At 35.9% G+C, this 17,972-nt stretch carries 13 protein-coding genes and 2 tRNA genes; 3 read left to right on the plus strand and 12 right to left on the minus strand.

Features of this window, described 5'->3' with window-relative positions:
• Positions 1-135 precede the first annotated feature (135 nt).
• Positions 136-303: a bacteriocin-like protein gene (locus FW781_RS22540; RefSeq protein ID WP_172625765.1), complete on the plus strand. Its 168-nt coding sequence runs from the start codon at positions 136-138 to the stop codon at positions 301-303.
• Positions 304-376: 73 nt separating this feature from the next.
• Here the strand turns inward: FW781_RS22540 and FW781_RS19130 are convergent, their stop codons facing one another.
• From FW781_RS19130 to FW781_RS19170, 9 genes are all read right to left on the minus strand, one after another.
• A complete protein-coding gene (locus FW781_RS19130) occupies positions 377-2,908 on the minus strand; it encodes a DUF5686 family protein (protein ID WP_228720243.1) in 2,532 nt (843 codons plus the stop codon).
• A 300-nt stretch (positions 2,909-3,208) separates the two neighbouring features.
• The gene (locus FW781_RS22585; RefSeq protein WP_185151031.1) at positions 3,209-3,982 is read right to left on the minus strand and encodes a hypothetical protein; all 774 of its coding nucleotides are present in this window, start codon (positions 3,980-3,982) and stop codon (positions 3,209-3,211) included.
• 381 nt (positions 3,983-4,363) lie between these two features.
• On the minus strand, positions 4,364-5,941 hold the full coding sequence (locus FW781_RS19140; protein ID WP_149388889.1) for an AraC family transcriptional regulator: 1,578 nt from the start codon (positions 5,939-5,941) through the stop codon (positions 4,364-4,366).
• A 142-nt stretch (positions 5,942-6,083) separates the two neighbouring features.
• Positions 6,084-6,157 (minus strand) — tRNA-Asn (locus FW781_RS19145).
• A gap of 136 nt (positions 6,158-6,293) precedes the next feature.
• Complete coding sequence (locus FW781_RS19150; protein ID WP_149388890.1) at positions 6,294-7,013, minus strand: AAA family ATPase; 720 nt, start codon at positions 7,011-7,013, stop codon at positions 6,294-6,296.
• 70 nt (positions 7,014-7,083) lie between these two features.
• Positions 7,084-10,260, minus strand: a complete 3,177-nt coding sequence (locus FW781_RS19155) for a S41 family peptidase (RefSeq protein ID WP_149388891.1) — start codon at positions 10,258-10,260, stop codon at positions 7,084-7,086.
• Positions 10,261-10,567: 307 nt separating this feature from the next.
• Positions 10,568-10,641 (minus strand) — tRNA-Asn (locus FW781_RS19160).
• A gap of 80 nt (positions 10,642-10,721) precedes the next feature.
• Positions 10,722-12,212, minus strand: coding sequence for an RIP metalloprotease RseP (gene rseP, locus FW781_RS19165; protein ID WP_149388892.1), 1,491 nt, complete (start codon positions 12,210-12,212; stop codon positions 10,722-10,724).
• A 106-nt stretch (positions 12,213-12,318) separates the two neighbouring features.
• Positions 12,319-12,759, minus strand: coding sequence for a DUF6646 family protein (locus tag FW781_RS19170; RefSeq protein WP_149388893.1), 441 nt, complete (start codon positions 12,757-12,759; stop codon positions 12,319-12,321).
• A gap of 219 nt (positions 12,760-12,978) precedes the next feature.
• Here FW781_RS19170 and FW781_RS19175 point away from each other — a divergent pair, with 219 nt between their 5' ends.
• On the plus strand, positions 12,979-13,731 hold the full coding sequence (locus tag FW781_RS19175; protein WP_149388894.1) for a nitrilase family protein: 753 nt from the start codon (positions 12,979-12,981) through the stop codon (positions 13,729-13,731).
• 134 nt (positions 13,732-13,865) lie between these two features.
• Here FW781_RS19175 and FW781_RS19180 read toward each other — a convergent pair whose 3' ends face one another.
• Genes FW781_RS19180 through FW781_RS19190 form a run of 3 tightly spaced genes read right to left on the minus strand, consistent with a single transcriptional unit; the run spans position 13,866 to position 15,970 of the window.
• Positions 13,866-14,165 (minus strand): thioredoxin family protein, encoded by a 300-nt coding sequence (locus FW781_RS19180; protein ID WP_034692844.1) that lies wholly within the window; start codon positions 14,163-14,165, stop codon positions 13,866-13,868.
• Between the two features lie 13 nt (positions 14,166-14,178).
• Positions 14,179-14,556, minus strand: coding sequence for a rhodanese-like domain-containing protein (locus tag FW781_RS19185; protein ID WP_149388895.1), 378 nt, complete (start codon positions 14,554-14,556; stop codon positions 14,179-14,181).
• A gap of 4 nt (positions 14,557-14,560) precedes the next feature.
• Positions 14,561-15,970, minus strand: coding sequence for an MBL fold metallo-hydrolase (locus tag FW781_RS19190; protein WP_149388896.1), 1,410 nt, complete (start codon positions 15,968-15,970; stop codon positions 14,561-14,563).
• 342 nt (positions 15,971-16,312) lie between these two features.
• On the opposite strand from FW781_RS19190, the gene FW781_RS19195 reads away from it, so the two are divergent.
• On the plus strand, positions 16,313-17,839 hold the full coding sequence (locus tag FW781_RS19195; protein WP_149388897.1) for a helicase HerA-like domain-containing protein: 1,527 nt from the start codon (positions 16,313-16,315) through the stop codon (positions 17,837-17,839).
• Positions 17,840-17,972: the final 133 nt, after the last annotated feature.

Here is a 17,972-nt window from a genome sequence, read left to right on the forward strand (position 1 = left end):
TATATTAAGGTAAAAGAAGCTGAAATAATATCCTATAATAGTGAAATAATTATATATTTGTTTATCACAAATAAATATCATTGCGGAAGCCGAAAAGCAGAGAGAGTAGGCAACAAAATAAAACTAAATATAATCATGAAAAATTTAAGAAAATTAGCAAAAAAAGACCTGAAGGGTATTAACGGAGGTGCTGTATGGTGCCCGCCAAAGCCTATTACATCATGTAGTACATGGTGTGGACTGACTAAGGAGCAGAAAATGCGTTGTCTGCTTGATGTAGAAGAGCCTTGTGAATGCTTTTAAGACTTTATATACAGTTGGAAAATAAAAGTTCGGCGGCTTCAAAGAAGCCGCCGAACGTATTTTTGTTTTGTGTCTAGAATCCTAACTGAAACCCTGCTTTGACTCCGAATTTTGAAATATCCGGTCTGTCAAGATAATTTCCTCTCCAGTTGAAATCTACCCTGAAAATTCTAAGATTCCCGATTCCTATATTTTCAATTCCGAATCCATATTCAAAATAAATATGTTCGCTAGGTGCGGAGTATCTGAAACCTTCTACATTAATTGCCTTAGAAGCATCACTTAGCGTCCCGTAGGCTCCTCTGATGAATGCAACTTCTCTGAGTTTCAGTTTTTTAATCAATGGAATGTAAGAAAGGATCTTGCCGTTAAAATGATGTTCAAGTTGAAGCGTGGTATAAGCATCAGTTACAAATTCATAATAATTAAGCTGAGAGAATGTGTTCGGTACCAAACCATATGAAAGGTTGGCCGGAATGATATTCTGTAACGCTAAAGGAACGGTATTAAAATTCTTTCCTGCCTCAAAATTTACTACCAGTTTTCCCATACTTCCAATCAAAAACGGCTTATAAAGCATGAATTGCAGCTTATCATAATTGAAGTCAGCATTAAATAAACCTTCAATACCTCTGGTGTATCTTAAAACAATGGTTGGTGCCAGGTTTCTGGCCTGGTAGCGGTCAATTCCGGTTTGTGAAAACTTGGCTCCAGGTTTTGCAATTAAACTGATGGTAACATGTGAGTCATTCACTGTTTGTCTTAACTGGCCATCTTTATAATACATCAGATTGAATTTCTCAGGAATAGCAGATTTAATACTCTGCATCACTCCATCTACCCTTATCTGAAAGTTTTTCCAGGGTTCAATAGCTGCAAAAACACTTGTTTTGTTTACAGAGCTTAAAGAAATATTTTCTCCTCTTGCAAAAAAGGTACTGGAAGATGATGATTGTGGGGTAACACCATCACCGGATGTAAGCTGCCCTCCAAGCTGAACGATATCTCTGCTGGTTCCTGCTCCAATCATAAAGCGGTTAAGCTTATTGAACATATATCTTGCTTCCACTCCATATTTAAACTGTTGATCTTTGAAACCATAGGCTGTATAAAACTGAGCTCTCCAGGTATCATTCAATCCGAAATAGGTTCTTGCTCCTAGTCGTATTCTGTCCCCTTCCACTTCATTCCTTCCGTAAATAGAGAAAATAGGGCCAATATCTATTCCTTTAAAGGCATTGTAATACCGTGAGCCAAGCGTTTCAAACAGTTTTACCATTCGGTTGAATTTTGGTGTCTGCTGAAGCTGATCAAGCATGTTGTAAACGCCCTGTTCTGATTTAGATAAAGTGTCAGGTCTGGCTTTGGTCCAATAGGCATCATCTTTATTGGTGAATTTGTCTTCATATTCCTCTTCCGTGCGTTTGAACATCTTTGGATCAATAGGCTTATTAAACTCATATTCAGAATAGTCTACTGATCTTTTGGCTATGATACTTTTAGCTCCTTTCTTTTTTGAAAAGGGGCTCATTTCAAATTCTGTAACCAGTTTTTTAGGAAGAAAAGTTGTTTCATCAGGATTGTCATACTCTACCTGAGTATAAACACTGTTGACGAAATTTACATTGATTTTTTGGGTTGACTTTAACGTTGCTCCTAAAACAGCATACGTGTCTGTATCTATATAAAGGTTTCCCTGAAAAGCCAGGATATCTTTTCTTTTAGGCTGGTATCTTATCTGAAAGGCTTTCTCACCACGAATAGTAATGGTATCCATAAGACTGTAGTCATAAGTGCTGAAACCATCTGTTCCCACAGGGCTTTGGAATCCAATATCGAAATAATTTAGGGTATTGTCATAGATATTGATATCACGATACAGGTTTTTAGCTGAAACGGTAATTACCTGATTGTCCTGGAAACCTGAAGTTTTTTGAGCAATCAATGTTCTTTTGCTGTCTTTGTCTGGCTTGTTTTTACCAAAATTTTCATATACGGCTTCATTCAAAAAGATAGGAAGTCCCAGTCTTCCGCTTGCTGTAGAATCAGCATAGTCGAAAATGAAATCCAGTTTATTGAAAATCTTTTTCTTCATGAAGGCACTGTCCAGGTTGTTAAGGTCAAATTGGGTTTTTTCATATTCTTTATATGAATATGTATCAAACTTTTCTAATCCATTGTTTCTTTTTTGTGCCCAGACTTTTTGCATTATGGCGTAAGCAGGATTTTCTTTTTTACTCTTATATTTAGTCTTGCCGCTTTGAAGAACAATCTCCTGAATGTCACTTACTTTAGCCTGAGAAAGCTGCACGAAAATATTTTCAGCATTTTCAGGGGTAATATCAAGCGTTTCTGTAGTATAACTTTTTCTGGAAAACTTTAACTGATGAATAATACTGTCTGACTGAACAGTGAAACTGCCTGAAGTTGTCGTCAGGGATGGAGTCTTATCATTGTTAATAAAAATATCAACTTTATTGAGTTCTTTATTGCTTTTTTCGTCAACTATCTTGCCGCTGACCCGGTTTTGAGCACATACGGAACTAGAGAGTATCAGGAAAAAAAATAAAAGATAGTGTTTTTGGGAGTTATTGTTTAACATCATTCGTTTCTTCAGGCAATTAGCATAAACAAAAAGTGTGCAGTTTATTAAAAAAAATAGGTAAAAAAATAAAATATTTTTAGTATACCCTATAAAACGGCAAATGTAGGGAAAATTATATATGTGATTATTAAAATTAAATGAGAAAATTTAATGCTTAAAGAATAATAATCAGGGTATTAATAGAGTCTGAGAGATACTATGTTAACGGTCTGCGATTGTTGTTACGGAATAAATTATAAACAAAAAAAGACCTACATTACTGTAAGTCTTTCCGCTTGTGTTGCTGGGCTAAGTGTGGCATTAATAATTCGTTAACTGAATCATCATGCTCACATTTTGTGCTGTACTTGAATTTTCTTCAACATAAACTCTGAAAGAATCAGGGGTAATGTCATGAATAACAGGTTGATACCAATCGTTGTCTCTGTTGTACTGCGTATAGCTATTTCCTGGCACATTGGAGAGTATAGTAACCGTGATATTTTGTGACCCAGATAAATTCAGATTATGGGTTACCAGTAAATCATCACCTCCTGATACATCCGTTTTAGATGACGAGACAATAAATCCGGTGGTAGACAAGTTAACAGTACCTGAAAAACCATTTATATCTCCATAATTAATTGAACCATAAAATGAAGAATAGGTTTGTATAGAAGTAGACATCTTGTTCCATTTTGTTCCATCATTAATATATAATCCCGGTGAGACGTTATTGGGCTGCGTTCCGGATGTTGCTGTATTGTAAACTACCATACCTTGAACATGAGAAGCTAAGGGTAAAGAAAGATCGGATGCAAAAAGCTCTAGCCTGGGAGGTAATAATCCTTTATCTGCAGCAGAGATATCTACTATGGATGAGCTGTTCGGTATAGTAGTTCCTATTCCTACACTTCCGCTAGAAGTTACAACAAAATCATTAGCTTGTTGAACTGCTGTTGGCAAGCCTGTTGTAGCATTATCTTTGGCTCCATCCACGTTAAAGATACCCTGAGGATTAGGTGTATTGATCCCTACCTGGGAATGAAAAACTTTCGAAAGGATAATAAATACAATGTAAAAGCTCTTTTTCATGTTGTATATGTTTTTGAATTAAAGAAAATATTGTTCAGCTATAAAGCCTTTTATATAAGTAATCAGAGAAATTTTGAATTGCTAATTAAATGTGTTTTTAATGTTTTTCATCAATTTGTTTTTAGAATCATTATCGGTGGGAGTACAGAATACACGAACGGGGAAAACTTGCGAAATAAAAGATTGTCAATTTCATCATAGAATTTATTATGGAACCTGAAGAAATTTTCTTCTCACCTGTGGAGGGAAATCACATATGATTGTTCCGTGATTTATATTTGCAAATTTAGAAACAGAAGGATAACAGAACAAGAAAAAGCCTGTTACTATTCAGAAAAGTAACAAGTGTTAAATGGGATTAAAGCTTTGACTGTTAGTGTTTTATTTGTTTTTTTTGCTTAGCTGAGAAATGAACTCAGATGGAGACAATTTGATCTCTTTTTTAAACATTTGAGCAAAACGGCTGTGTGAAGAGTAGCCTGAAACTTCGGCAAGATAGTCTATTTTGTAGTTAAGATATTCCGGGTTATTAATTATTTTTTGGATAATATATTTAATCCTTACATGATTCAAATAATCATTAAAATTCATTCCTCTGTACTCTTGCAGAATGTAACTGATATACTTTGTATTGGTCTTAAACAAAGAAGCCATATTTGAAATGGTAAGATTCTTTGTGGTGAATTCGTTTTTCTTTTCAAAAGTATCAAGTCTTTGAAGCAGTTCTTCAATCTTTTTTTCCGGCAGCTGAGTTTTTTTACTGGCTGTATTATCTTCTTTCTTTTGAGAGGTTTTAGCTTCAAGCAATTTTCCATTTTGAAAATCCTGTATAATATTTTCAAAATGAATTTTGATCTTTCTTCTTTGGAATTGATGAAAGAAATAAAGCAACAAAGATGTAATTGCCAATATCACTGAAATGACGATAAAAATAGATGTATTTCTACTTTCTCCGATAATTTTTTTTTCATTTGTGTGAATGATATCCTGTATGGCCAGCATCTCGGATTGAGTCCTGTCTTTATAGCCTTCTAAAAGCTTATTTTTAATACTGTCCGATTTTTTTAGGTCATTCTTAAGAAAGTAATATTCAGAAAGCCTTGAATCAATCTCAAATTGAAGTGTTTTATCTTCAAACTTACTTGCTAAAACCTTTGATTTTTCAATATAAAATAAGGCTGAATCTGTATTTTTTAATTTGATCTCATTAGCCGCATATTTAATATAAAAGTAAGACAGATAAAAATTGTTTTCAGAACCTATAATTGATTTGAATCCTTTGCGATAGAACCTGTTTGACAGCTCATATTGTCCAAGGTTATGATAATTTACCCCCAGATTAAGCAAAACCGGTATTTGAGTCGTTGCATAATCATTGGATGGAAATTCTTTTTTTAAATTGTCAATAATGTTGAGCGCTTTTAAATTAAAAGCTAGTGCCTTATCGTAATTCTTTTGCTTTTGGTAAACAGCTGATATACGCTGATAAATTAATGATTTATTGACAAGAGCTTCTTCTTTATTCAAATGGTTAGCTAATTGTTCAGCTTTAGACAGATAGCCAATACTCTTACTGTATAATCTCAAATTACCATATAAAGAACCTAAAACAGCCGTAGTTCTGGGCTTCAATAAAATAAGGTTTTTCTTTTGTGCTATAGAATCTGCTTTTAAAGCTACTTTCAAAGCCTTGTTCCAGTTGTTCTGCATTTCATAACCTTGAATGGTCACAAATGAAGAACTGATCTGTTGCCAATTATCTGAAGATGCTTTATAAAGAGAGTCTCCAATACGGATTATCTGATCCGAAGGTCGCTTTTTTTCATTTTTTTTGATGGCTTGACAAAATCTATCAAAGGAAGCATTTTGTTCTTTCAGGCTATGTTGGGAAAAAGCGAAAACAATTTTTACTGTACAAAACAAAATGAAAGAACGTGTTCTTATCGAATTATTGATCATAGCAGTTTAAATTGTTGTTGAATTTTAAAAAGTGCTCTAATTTAATTATAAAAAATTAAAATATCTTACTTTGAAATAAATGGGATGGAAATTAAATTGTATTGAAAAATAAAAAAGACTTACATTTCTGTAAGTCTTTTTGCTCCTCCTGCTGGGCTCGAACCAGCGACCCTCTGATTAACAGTCAGATGCTCTAACCAACTGAGCTAAGGAGGAATGTTCTTTGTTTTAAGTGGTGCAAATATAATATGAATATCAGTACAAAGCAAGTTTTATCGCGGATTCTGAATGGTTTTTAACTAAATGTATTGAATTTCAATAAGAAATATTTTCTGAATATTTCTGTTTAAATCTAGAGGTCTTCAAATAAGTGCCGAAAATACCGCTCCGGTGATTCCAAAAAATTCTTTGTTAACTGATAATGCTCTGTTTCTTTATAGTGGATTTTTTGAATTTTGTCATCAAGTACATAAATTTCAGCAGATGGATAACTCATTAATATGGGTGAATGGCTTGAAATTATAAACTGAGCTTTTCCTGTTTTTTCTAATTTATGAATAATAGATAGCAAAGAAAGCTGTCTCTGTGGTGATAAGGCAGCTTCCGGTTCATCAAGAATATAGATGCCGTGTTGGAAATGATTATGAAATAACGACAAAAAGGCTTCTCCATGAGACTGCTGGTGTAAAGATTTTCCTCCATAGGCTTCAAGAACTCTTTGATCTTCTTCCGCCACTTCATCAATATAGGTAGCAAAATTGAAAAAGCTTTCCGCCCTCATAAAAAAGCCTTGAGAAGTTTTATTACGCCAGGAAAGAGTAAGATATTCTGACAGTGCAGATTCTGTTTTATGAAAGTTATAATTGTGATTGCGGTTTCCACCGGCCACATTGAAATTACATTGATCTGCAATGGCTTCAAGCAGGGTAGATTTTCCAATTCCATTTTCACCAATGAAAAAGGTAACATTGCTTTTTAGCCTTATATCTAGACCATTGCGTAGAAAAGGCAGGTTGAAAGGGAAGTCTTGCGGATGACTATCTTTTAAATAAATCTTTGATAAGTAAGGCATTTTGCTTGATAGAGTTATTCATCCTATCAAGCAAAATATGTGCAAAAAATAAGAGCAATATTCTTAATTCTTATTTCTTTAAATCCTTAAGTATTTCCTGAACAGCACGTTCCAGTTGTGGATCATTGTTCTGAAGACGGTCCATAAAAGTGTTTTTAACATAGATGTCAGGTTTCACACCTGTTTTTTCGAGATTTTGCCCGTCCAAAGTATATGTTCCCCATGAAGGCAGTCTGTATGAAGATCCGTCTACCAACCCTTTGGCTGAAGTGAAAATAATCCAGCGATAGGTATCCTGACCGATAATTTTACCCAGTTTCAGTGCTTTAAACCCGGCTGCAGTCATCTCGGCATCACTTAGTGAAGCCTCGTTAATCAGAAGGACAATAGGTTTTCCGGAGGGAGCAAAGTTAGGCTGTGTCGTCATTTTTCCTTCACGATACTTCCATTGTAAATAAGGTTTCTGGGAAAGGAAATTTAACACCTTATCATGAACATTTCCTCCTGTGTTGTAACGAAGATCAAGAATTACAGCGTCTTTTCTGTTTTCCTGTTCTACCATATCCAAAAGGAAGCGGTCTAACTCATCCGTAGACATATTTTTCATGCAGGAGTAGGCAATACGGTTGTTGCTGAGCTTATCAACACGCTGATGATTGTTGTAGATCCAATCATCATAAAGCAATGCTTTTAATTCTCCGTTAGAAATCGGATGTACTTTGGTGGTTACATTTTTACCATCACGGCTGAAAGTAAGAACAAGTTCGTCCTGTTTTTTAGGACTCGTAAAATATGTTTCGATATTTTCGTTTAGATCCACCTTTTTCCCATTTACGGAAATCAATTGATCTCCAGGTTTAATATCAACACCAGAGCGGAAAGCCGGAGATTTTCTTACAATACTTTCCACCGTATAAGGCTGATCTTTTTTGAAGATAATTCCTGTTTCGTTGGTGAAATAGTTCAGGTACATTGCTTCTTCTTTTCCGGTTGAAGAAAATCCCGTGTGTGAAGAATTAAGTTCTCCTAAAAGATCATTTAATAAAATTCTCAGATCATTTCTGTTATTTACGTACGGAAGATATTTGGCATATTGTTCCTTTTTTGCTTTCCAGTCAATCCCGTGGAATTTTTCGTCATAGAAGTTTTCCTCCACACCCGTCCATGCTTCAGCATACATCTGAGTAAATTCTGATGCCAGGTCTTTGTCAAAATTATATTGAATGTTTATTTTCTCAGGTTTTAATGCGGCAACAGTTGTTTTATAAATATTACCTTCTATCAGAGCAAACAGGTTTTTCTCATTTTTTGTAAGGTAATACGCTGCTTTATCGAAAACTTTTTCGGATTTGGCAGGCTCAAAATCTGTGAACACTTTTTTGTACAGCTGTCTTTTTCCATTATCCTGATTAGAGTTGAATAATAGAATTTCCTTTTTGTCATCAGCAAAAACTGTAGGATCGTCCTGATATCCATATCGGTCGGTAACCAGTTCGATTCTGTCCAGAGTATCTTCAGGATTTACTTTCAGTTCTTTGATTACCGGTTCTTTTTCTTCCTTTTTCTCCTTATCGTCCTCTTTTTTGTCCTTCTTGTCTTTATCTTTCGCTTTATCAGTAGATTTTGTTTCTTTCTTTTCTTCTGTAAAGAGAGTCTCGAATTTTTCAGATTTAAAAGGTTCATCAAACCAGTCTAAAGCCATACGGTAAATATTAGACTTCTGCATGCCTAAAGGATAGGACGGATTGGTCCTGTCGCTGGCAAAATAAATGTATTTGCCGTTTGGAGACCATACAGGATCTTCCTCTGAAACACCTGTATTGGTGAGATTTAAGGTTTGTCCTTTTTTGATGTTATAGATGAAAATATCCAGTTCAAAGTTTCTTTTTGCAGAGAACAGAACGTATTCATTGTTTGGCGAAAAAGAAGGTCTTGAGTTTTGGAAAGCCCATATTTCGTCTTTTACGATCGTTGTAGACTTGAAATTTTTTAAATCCAGCAATCTTACTTCATCACGGCCGCTTAAATAAACTGCTTTTGAAAGGTCGCTATTAAGCGTAATACTTCGGTTATTACGTAAATCTTCGGTTAATTGTTTGAGCTGGCCTTTTCCGTCTGCTGGAATAGTAAACCAGTTTTGGTATCCATTGTAAGTTTGACTGTAAAGCAGGGTACGGTTATCTTTCAGCCATTTTACTTCCATGGCACGTTCTTTTCCGTCAGAAACCTGTTGTGCAAATTTTCCTTCAATATCGGATACAAATAAAACACCACGGCTTATAAAAGCCATTTTTTTACCGTCCGGAGATACATCATAATAGGAAATATTATTTTCCACGTTGAAGTTTTGCTCTTTTTCCAGCGTTTTATTCGTATTCAGGCTTACATTCAGAGGTTTTGTATTTTTTGAAGCGATATCGTAAATATAAAGTTGATAATCCTTTTCAAAAATAACTTTAGATCCGTCTGCTGAAACGAAAGGTTTTTTAATAGAAGTGTCAAATTGGGTTAAAGAAGTCTTCTTGCCATTTTCCAGTTTATAAAGATTGTATTCTCCGTTATTTTCATCAGAAATAAAGTAAATAATACCGTTTTTATCAACACTTGGGTTGAAATCTTTTCCTTCATAGTTGGTGTACTGTTTGAAAGAATTGCTTTTGGGATTATACCCTAAAATATCAGGATTATTTTCTCCTTTATAGCGCTTGCGCTGTACCTGATGGGCACTTTCTGAAGAACTGGTGAAAAGATATTCTCCTGCCGGGGTTTCTACAAGTCCATTGGTATTGTTAAAATAATTATTGAAAAGCTTTTGGGGTGTTTTTCCTTCAATTGTAGTTTTAAAACTGCCGAAATTATTATTTCTGCTGGAAGTAAAATAAATGGTTTTGCTGTCCCATGCCCAGCTTTCCATCTCGTCTCTTCCGGTATGGAAAGTTAACTGTTTGATCGTTCCCCCTTCAGCAGGCATCACATATATATCATAATTTCCATATTGGTTAGAGCTGAATGCAAGCCATTTTCCGTCCGGTGAAAGGCGTGGGTTGATTTCTTCTCCGTCCAGGGCCGTAATTCTTGAAGCATTTCCGCCATTGGAATCTACCTTCCAGATGTCGCCGTCATAAGAGAAATAGGCTGTCTTTCCATCCGGGCCCAATGAAGGGCTTGATAAAAAATAAGACTTTTCCTGTGCTGAAATCCCTATAATAGAAAATACTGTTAATAACGAAATAATAGTTTTCTTCATGGTATAATAAGGTATTTATAAAAATACAATAAGGTTGGTTTTGTTATTTTTTTAGTTGTAAGTTATTAGAGAACTATTTATAAGATGTTGATTTTTTCCATTCTATAATTCCTTAATAAGAATAGTCGGATTATTGGGAGAATCGTTACATGAAAATGCCTGAAAGGATGGGTGATATTCTGTAAAATAGATAAATAACTCAAAAAAACTTAAAATAAGTTACAAATATCTGTCTTTTTAAGTTGCAGCTGTGCAATTGATCAGAGTAAAGCACAAAAAAAGACTTACATTTCTGTAAGTCTTTTTGCTCCTCCTGCTGGGCTCGAACCAGCGACCCTCTGATTAACAGTCAGATGCTCTAACCAACTGAGCTAAGGAGGAATGTCCTTTGTTTTAAGTGGTGCAAATATAGGACGAATATTTATACCCTACAAATATTTTTAAGAAAAATTTTAAAAAAATTATAATTTCCCAGTAAATACCTTGAATATGTCGCTTCCGAAGATCAGTAACATCAATCCTAACAGGAAGATAACTCCAATCATCTGAGCGTTTTCCAACACTTTCTGAGGAACCGGTTTACCTACAACAATTTCATATAATGTAAATAAAACGTGCCCGCCGTCAAGTCCCGGAATAGGAATAAGATTCAGGAACGCCAACCATACGGAGAACATTGCTGTAAAGCTCCAGAAAGCAACCCAGTTGATCTTAAAGCTTCCGTCTGCATCTTTATCTATAGGCATATTTTTTACAATAGCGATAGGACCTCCTACATTTTTATACCCCTGAACTTTAGAGTTGAACATAATTTTGAACTGCTTAACCTGAGTGGTTAATGCTTCAATAGTTCTTGTAAACCCTCTTGGAATAGCTTCTCCGAAAGAGTATTTTTTATTCGTTACGATATCTTTCGCTATGCTCTTTGTATCAATAGCTACCCCCAGTTTCCCGTTTTTATCAACAGAAACTGCCGGTAATGTCTGCAAAGCTCCGTTTCTTTCAACATCTACAGTAATCGTTTTTCCTTTATTTTCACTTAAAAGAGTGCTTACTTCATCAAAGAATACTGCTTTCTTACCATTAATTCCTACAATTTTATCTCCTTTCGCAAGACCAGAGGCCTGAGAGGAAGGAGTCGCTAATGAATCAATAACCATAGAAACCCTTGGTGTAATGTAAAGTTTAGCTTCTCTCTGTTTAAGAACATCTGCAACACCATCAGCATTTATGGGGAAAGTAACGTCCTGTCCGTTTCTGTTTACAGTAACATTGTCTCCTAAAAGAATATTGATTGAAGTATTTTCAAGTCTTTCTGCTGGCTTTCCGTCTACACTGATGATTTTGTCACCATTCTGGAATCCCATTTTCTTTCCTGCTGAAGTCGCTTCAATACCGTTGTCAAATTTCGTAATATCTGTGAAGGTTTCTCCGTTGAAGAATGATAAAGAGCTGTAGATCAGCCACGCAAGGAAAAAGTTAACTGTAACTCCTCCCAACATAATGATAAGCCTCTGCCAGGCCGGTTTTGATCTGAATTCCCATGGTTCTGCCGGTTTTTTCATTTGGGCAGTATCCATACTTTCGTCCACCATTCCGGCAATTTTTACATATCCTCCGAAAGGAAGCCATCCGATTCCGTATTTGGTTTGTTCAGGATGTTTTCTCCAATCGTTTTCCGGTAGTTTTGATATATCGATAGGAACTTCCTCCTTCTTTCCGTTTACCTCTATTACTTCAGAATCCGGCAGGTTCTTTGATAAAAATTTATACTGCCATTTTCCGTTGATTTTCTTCATGGAGAATATGGAGAAGTAAGGATCAAAAAACAGGAAAAACTTCTCTGCTCTGGTCTTGAACCATATTGCGGGTAAAAAATGCCCAAGCTCATGAAGAAGCACTAGTATAGAGATGCTCAGAATGAACTGAAAAAGTTTGATTGCTATTTCCATTAATAAATTTTAGATTTTAATTTGCAAAGGTAACAATTATCAAAACTATGCCAAATAAAAAAGCTCCCCGAAACGAGAAGCTTTGTCATATTTAAAGACGATTTGATTATAAATTGAAAGAAACACCCAGACTGCCATTATTACCTACTTCCGCAAATACTCCTATTTTCTCCGTGAAGAAATAACGGGCTCCAATGTGAGCACCAACTCCGAAGTCTCTTCCAAGGACTCCAAGATCTACACCCGGATAGATGTCCCATTTTGAGGGAAGATTCAGAGCTTCCTGTAAATGAAAGTTCAGTCTTCCGAAAACAAAAACACGATTATCCTTATCGTTGTTTTTATAATTGTCAAAATAACCATTGATTCCGGCTCCTACTGAAATAAGTTTGTTGAGCCCATAGTCATACGTTCCCGTTATTCCGGTTCCGTATCCCCAGGCACTCAGCCCCAGTTGTATTTTCTGATCTCCCTTTCCTGTCCAGGCCTGAGCATTAGCCATAGCACCAAAAAAGAAGATCGTTACCATAAAAAACAATTTCTTCATAAATTTCAAATTTTTAAGGATAATAATAAAAAATATCTCTATCAAAAATGAAACCGAAAGAACGTCTGTGTTATAAAAATGAGGGACTTTAATAAATTATTATGAAATATAACTCCGTTTTTGCGGGTAAAACTGCTTTTTCAACTGTTTAATTCTTCTTTTATATGATAAAGCTGTATTTTTATACATCATATTTGGAATAATTTAAAAGAATAAAAGATGAAAGTTGTAGGGCTTAATTTAGATATCATCTGGAAAAATAAAGCTGAGAATTTTAAACTCATAGAAAATGAACTTCAAAATGTGGAAGCGGATCTGTTTCTTCTTCCCGAAATGTTTTCAACAGGCTTTTGTATGGATGCTTCCGAAGTATCAGACAGAAATAATGAATCACTGGAGTTTTTGAAAAAACTTTCAAAAGAAAAAAATGCTGCCTTCTGTGGAAGTGCTCCCGTAGAACAAAACGGAAACTTTTACAACAGAATGTATTTTGTACAGCCGGATGGTGAAGTTTCTTTTTATGATAAACGGCATCTGTTCTCCTTTTCGGGAGAAGATAAAGTCTATACACCGGGTAAAGAGAGAGTGGTTGTTGAGTATCAGGGAATACGATTTTTGCTTCAGGTATGTTATGATCTTCGTTTTCCTGTTTTTGCCAGAAACAATGATGATTACGATGCTATTTTATACGTGGCGAACTGGCCAGAGAAAAGAGTAGGAGCATGGGAACATTTATTAAAAGCCCGGGCTATTGAGAATTTATCTTTTGTATTTGGCTTAAACAGAATAGGAACCGATGGAAATGATCTCTTTTATCAGGAAAGCTCCCACTGTTTTTTTGCGGATGGAAAAGAAATTTCTCAGAAACAAGATAATCTCGTAACCACGGAATTGAACATGGATGAATTGAAAGATTTTAGAAGCCATTTCCAGTTTTTGAATGATAGAGATTCTTTTTCTATTGAATTTTAGGATTTTCCCACAGATTTCTCAGATCTTCTCAGATTTTTAATTTCTGTATAAAGAAAAATAAGCATAATCATCTGTGAAAATCTGTGCGATCTGCGGGAATTATAAAAAACAAAAAACTGTGAAAAATCACAGTTTTAAGCATATTCTTGTAATAGTTGTGTGAGGGTATTCACATCATGAACACCACTTTCCTTCCATAGCATTTCTCCTTTTTTGAAAATCGCAAGAGTAGGAACTCCACGCACTCCATATTGAGCTGCCAGCGCAGGGTATTGGTCTACATCTACCTTTATGATTCGGGCTCCTTCTCCAATATTTTCCTTTACCGTATTTAATACTGAAGACTGTACTTTACAGGGCTGGCACCATGTTGCGAAAAAATCGATCAACACCGGCCTCTCGGAATCTATGATTTCCTGAAATTTTTGTGACATAGTTTTGGTTTTATTAGTTTGCTTTTTTGTTTGTTTCGTCCTGGATCGCTTTTACATTTTTCCAGCTTGTACCATCATAGGCTTCCACTCTGTTTTTCTTCAGAATTTCCATGGCCTGATCTGCCTGAACTCCTTTATTACAGAACACAACAACTTTTTTGCCCTTTAGGGTTTCTATATTGTTTTGAAGCTCTGCCAATGGTAGGTTGATAGCGTTTTTTGCTGTTCCTGCAGCATATTGTTCCGGAATTCTGACGTCCACCAATGTTACATCAGAACTGTTGACAATTTCTCTGATGTTGGCTTTAGGGGTGACAGCTGTATGAGATGTTTTACAGGCAGTTAGCGTAAAAGCTATTGCTAAAACAAGTCCAAAAAACGGTATTTTCATGCCCTTACAATGTTTTGGATTGGCATACAAAATCCGTAGTGGGTAATTTTTCGGTTTTTTTAATGCCGTTAAAACCTCCTTCTATTTCAGTAAAATTCCTGATTCCGTGCGAGTTAAGGATGCTTGCAGCAATCATGCTTCTGTATCCGCCTGCACAGTGAAGAAAGAAGTGTTCAGAATCATCAATCGTACGAGCCCAGTCGCTGATGGTATCCAATGGTTTGTTGTAAGCATTATCAATATGTTCTGCGGAATATTCAGTCAGTTTTCTTACATCAACTACTGTAGCTTCTTTTGTAAATTGTTCTGCAAATTCAGCCGGAGTGATTCTTTTGATCTCATCAGTTTCCATACCTGCATTTTTCCATGCTTCAAAACTTCCTTTCAAATATCCGATCACATTATCAAAGCCGACTCTGCTTAATCTGGTAATGACTTCCTCTTCGGTGCCTTCGTCAGTAACCAGTAATAAAGGATGTTTCACATCCACAATAAGAGTTCCTACCCATGGGGCAAAATCTCCTTTTAGTCCTATATTGATAGAATTGGGAACAAATCCTTTATGGAAGTCCGCGGCTCCTCTTGTATCTAAAATTAATGCTCCTGTTTCCTCTGCCAGAGCTTCAAAATCTTCCGGTGCTACAGGCTGTAATCCTTTGTTCATCACCACGTCCAGGCTTTCATATCCTCCTTTATTCAAAGCCACATTCATCCCGAAGTATTTTGGCGGGGCTGTTAACCCATCAAGAACTTCTCTGATAAAAGATGCTTTATCCGGTTGATTAAGCGCATAATTCGTCTTCTTCTGGTTTCCTAAAATATCTACCGTTTCTTTCTGCATATTTTTTCCACAGGCAGATCCGGCACCATGAGCAGGATAAACCGTTATGCTGTCATCCAATGGCATAATTTTGTTCTGAAGACTGTCATAAAGAATCCCTGCAAGATCTTCCTGTGTAAGATTAGTGGCCTTCTGTGCAAGATCCGGTCTTCCTACATCTCCTAAAAACAGGGTATCACCTGTAAAAATGGCAGTTTCAATACCATTTTCGTCTATTAAAAGATAAGTGCTGCTTTCCATGGTGTGTCCCGGGGTGTGCATCACCTTTATTTTTACTTTTCCAATCTCAAAAATCTGATTGTCTTCAGCAATAATGGCTTCAAATTCCGGAGCAGCAGTAGGCCCGTATACAATTGGAGCACCTGTTTTCTTGCTTAAATCCAAATGTCCCGATACGAAATCAGCATGGAAGTGAGTTTCAAAAATATATTTTAAAGTGACATTGTCTTTTTCCAGACGATCCAGATAAGGTTTTACTTCTCTTAAAGGATCTATAATGACTGCTTCATTCTCTGATACAATATAATAGGCACCCTGAGCCAGACAGCCCGTATATATTTGTTCAATTTTCATTGGGGTCTTTTTTTAATGAGTTAAAGATACAAAGTATTAGATAAATTCTAAATGAAATGTTAAATCCCATTGATAGTTTCTTTCAATACTTTGTTAAACGGATGTTTAATACGTTGTTTTTTTCAGCAAAAAGAATGCCTTACAACCTCTGAATTTACAAATGCTGTTTTTTATCATGTTCTCTTTAGAAATCATATATTGTTCGCAGGGTAATACATATGGTTTAAAATTTGTTTATGCAGATACAAATTTATTTTTCAAAGAAATAAAGATAAGTTCATTGGAAAATATCTTTACATATTCTCCAAAAATTTTATATTTATAAGTTAAAAAAGCGATCAGATGGCAGACAAAACACAATTTATTGAAGAACTAAACACGAGATACACTCCAAAAGGAGAACATATTATATTAGGAAAAGGAATGTTGAACGGAGAAGTGGTGACAGAAGTAAACGTAACCATTCCCCTGAAAACGATCAACCGTCATGGTCTTATCGCCGGAGCTACGGGAACCGGTAAGACAAAAACATTACAGGTGTTTGCAGAACAACTTTCTCATGCAGGAATTCCCTCATTGGTTCTTGATATAAAAGGAGATTTCTCGGGAATTGCAGAAGCAGGTGAGATGAATCCCATCATTGAAGAAAGATATGCTAAAACACAGCTTCCTTACAATCCACAGAGTTTTCCGGTAGAATTAATGAGTATTTCCGGTGGTGAAGGAGTAAAATTGAGAGCTACCGTTACAGAATTCGGACCTGTTTTATTAAGCAAAATCCTTGAGCTTAATGATACTCAGCAAAGCATCATGTCTATTGTCTTCAAATACTGTGATGATAAAGGACTTCCGTTGATTGATCTTAATGATTTGAAGAAAGTTTTGCAGTATGTTACAGATAATGCACAAGGAAAAGCTGAGCTTGCAGCGAATTACGGATCCATTGCATCAGCATCTCTCGGAACAATTTTAAGATCTATTGTGGCATTAGAACAGCAGGGAGCAGCGGGATTCTTCGGTGAGCTAAGCTTTGATGTTCAGGACTTACTGGAAACGAGAGATGGAAAAGGAGTGGTCAATATTTTAAGGGTATCAGACATTCAGAATAAGCCACAGCTTTTCTCTACGTTCATGCTTTCACTTTTTGCAGAAATTTATATGACGTTTCCTGAAGAAGGAGATAGCGGCAAGCCAAAGCTGGTATTATTTATAGATGAAGCACACCTGATTTTTGACGAAGCTTCCAAAGCTCTTCTTTCACAGATTGAAACAATGGTAAAACTGATCCGTTCCAAAGGAGTAGGGATCTATTTTATTACCCAGATTCCTGGTGATGTCCCTGAAAATGTGCTTTCTCAATTAGGATTGAAGATTCAGCATGCATTAAGAGGATTTACCGCAAAAGATAAAAAAGAAATTTCCAAGGCCGTTGAAAATTACCCTACCACAGAATATTACAATGCTTCCAGCCTGATCCAGAATTTGGGAATTGGAGAAGCATTTGTCACGGCTCTTGACGAAAAAGGAATACCTACACCATTAGTACACACGTATCTGATCTCTCCGGAATCAAGAATGGACGTTTTAAGTGAAGCGGAAATCTCTGATCTGACTTCAAAATCAGCACTTGTTGCAAAATATGAGCAGCCAGTTGATAGAGAATCTGCTTACGAAATGCTGACCAACAGAATGGAACAGGCAGCTCAAAATCCGGCTCCAACCCAAAAAACAAAACCGGTAAAAGAAGAACCTGGAATGTTTGAACAGGTATTGCAGAGTAAAGCAGGCCGTACTTTTACCTCTACATTAATGAGAGAAGGAGCAAAAGCTATTCTCGGAATGTTTGGTCTGGGAGGCAGAAGGAGATAATTTTGAAGGCTAACCTGCTATATTTTGCTATATTTTTTGTTATTTTGGCAGGTTATCTTTACATAACAGTAAAAAATAGAACCAGATTTATCGGGGAATAAGCTTAGGTTTTAAATATAAATGACAAAAAAGC

It is taken from the genome of Chryseobacterium panacisoli (genome assembly GCF_008274625.1).
Taxonomy (GTDB): Bacteria; Bacteroidota; Bacteroidia; order Flavobacteriales; family Weeksellaceae; genus Chryseobacterium; species Chryseobacterium panacisoli.

Coding starts and splice junctions, on each gene's coding strand:
- FW781_RS22585 (WP_185151031.1), bottom strand. CDS start 3,982: ATGAAAAAGAGCTTTTACATTGTATTTATTATCCTTTCGAAAGTTTTT.
- FW781_RS19185 (WP_149388895.1), bottom strand. CDS start 14,556: ATGAAAATACCGTTTTTTGGACTTGTTTTAGCAATAGCTTTTACGCTA.
- FW781_RS19130 (WP_228720243.1), bottom strand. CDS start 2,908: ATGATGTTAAACAATAACTCCCAAAAACACTATCTTTTATTTTTTTTC.
- FW781_RS19195 (WP_149388897.1), top strand. CDS start 16,313: ATGGCAGACAAAACACAATTTATTGAAGAACTAAACACGAGATACACT.
- FW781_RS22540 (WP_172625765.1), top strand. CDS start 136: ATGAAAAATTTAAGAAAATTAGCAAAAAAAGACCTGAAGGGTATTAAC.
- FW781_RS19190 (WP_149388896.1), bottom strand. CDS start 15,970: ATGAAAATTGAACAAATATATACGGGCTGTCTGGCTCAGGGTGCCTAT.
- FW781_RS19170 (WP_149388893.1), bottom strand. CDS start 12,759: ATGAAGAAATTGTTTTTTATGGTAACGATCTTCTTTTTTGGTGCTATG.
- FW781_RS19175 (WP_149388894.1), top strand. CDS start 12,979: ATGAAAGTTGTAGGGCTTAATTTAGATATCATCTGGAAAAATAAAGCT.
- FW781_RS19180 (WP_034692844.1), bottom strand. CDS start 14,165: ATGTCACAAAAATTTCAGGAAATCATAGATTCCGAGAGGCCGGTGTTG.
- rseP (WP_149388892.1), bottom strand. CDS start 12,212: ATGGAAATAGCAATCAAACTTTTTCAGTTCATTCTGAGCATCTCTATA.
- FW781_RS19150 (WP_149388890.1), bottom strand. CDS start 7,013: ATGCCTTACTTATCAAAGATTTATTTAAAAGATAGTCATCCGCAAGAC.
- FW781_RS19155 (WP_149388891.1), bottom strand. CDS start 10,260: ATGAAGAAAACTATTATTTCGTTATTAACAGTATTTTCTATTATAGGG.
- FW781_RS19140 (WP_149388889.1), bottom strand. CDS start 5,941: ATGATCAATAATTCGATAAGAACACGTTCTTTCATTTTGTTTTGTACA.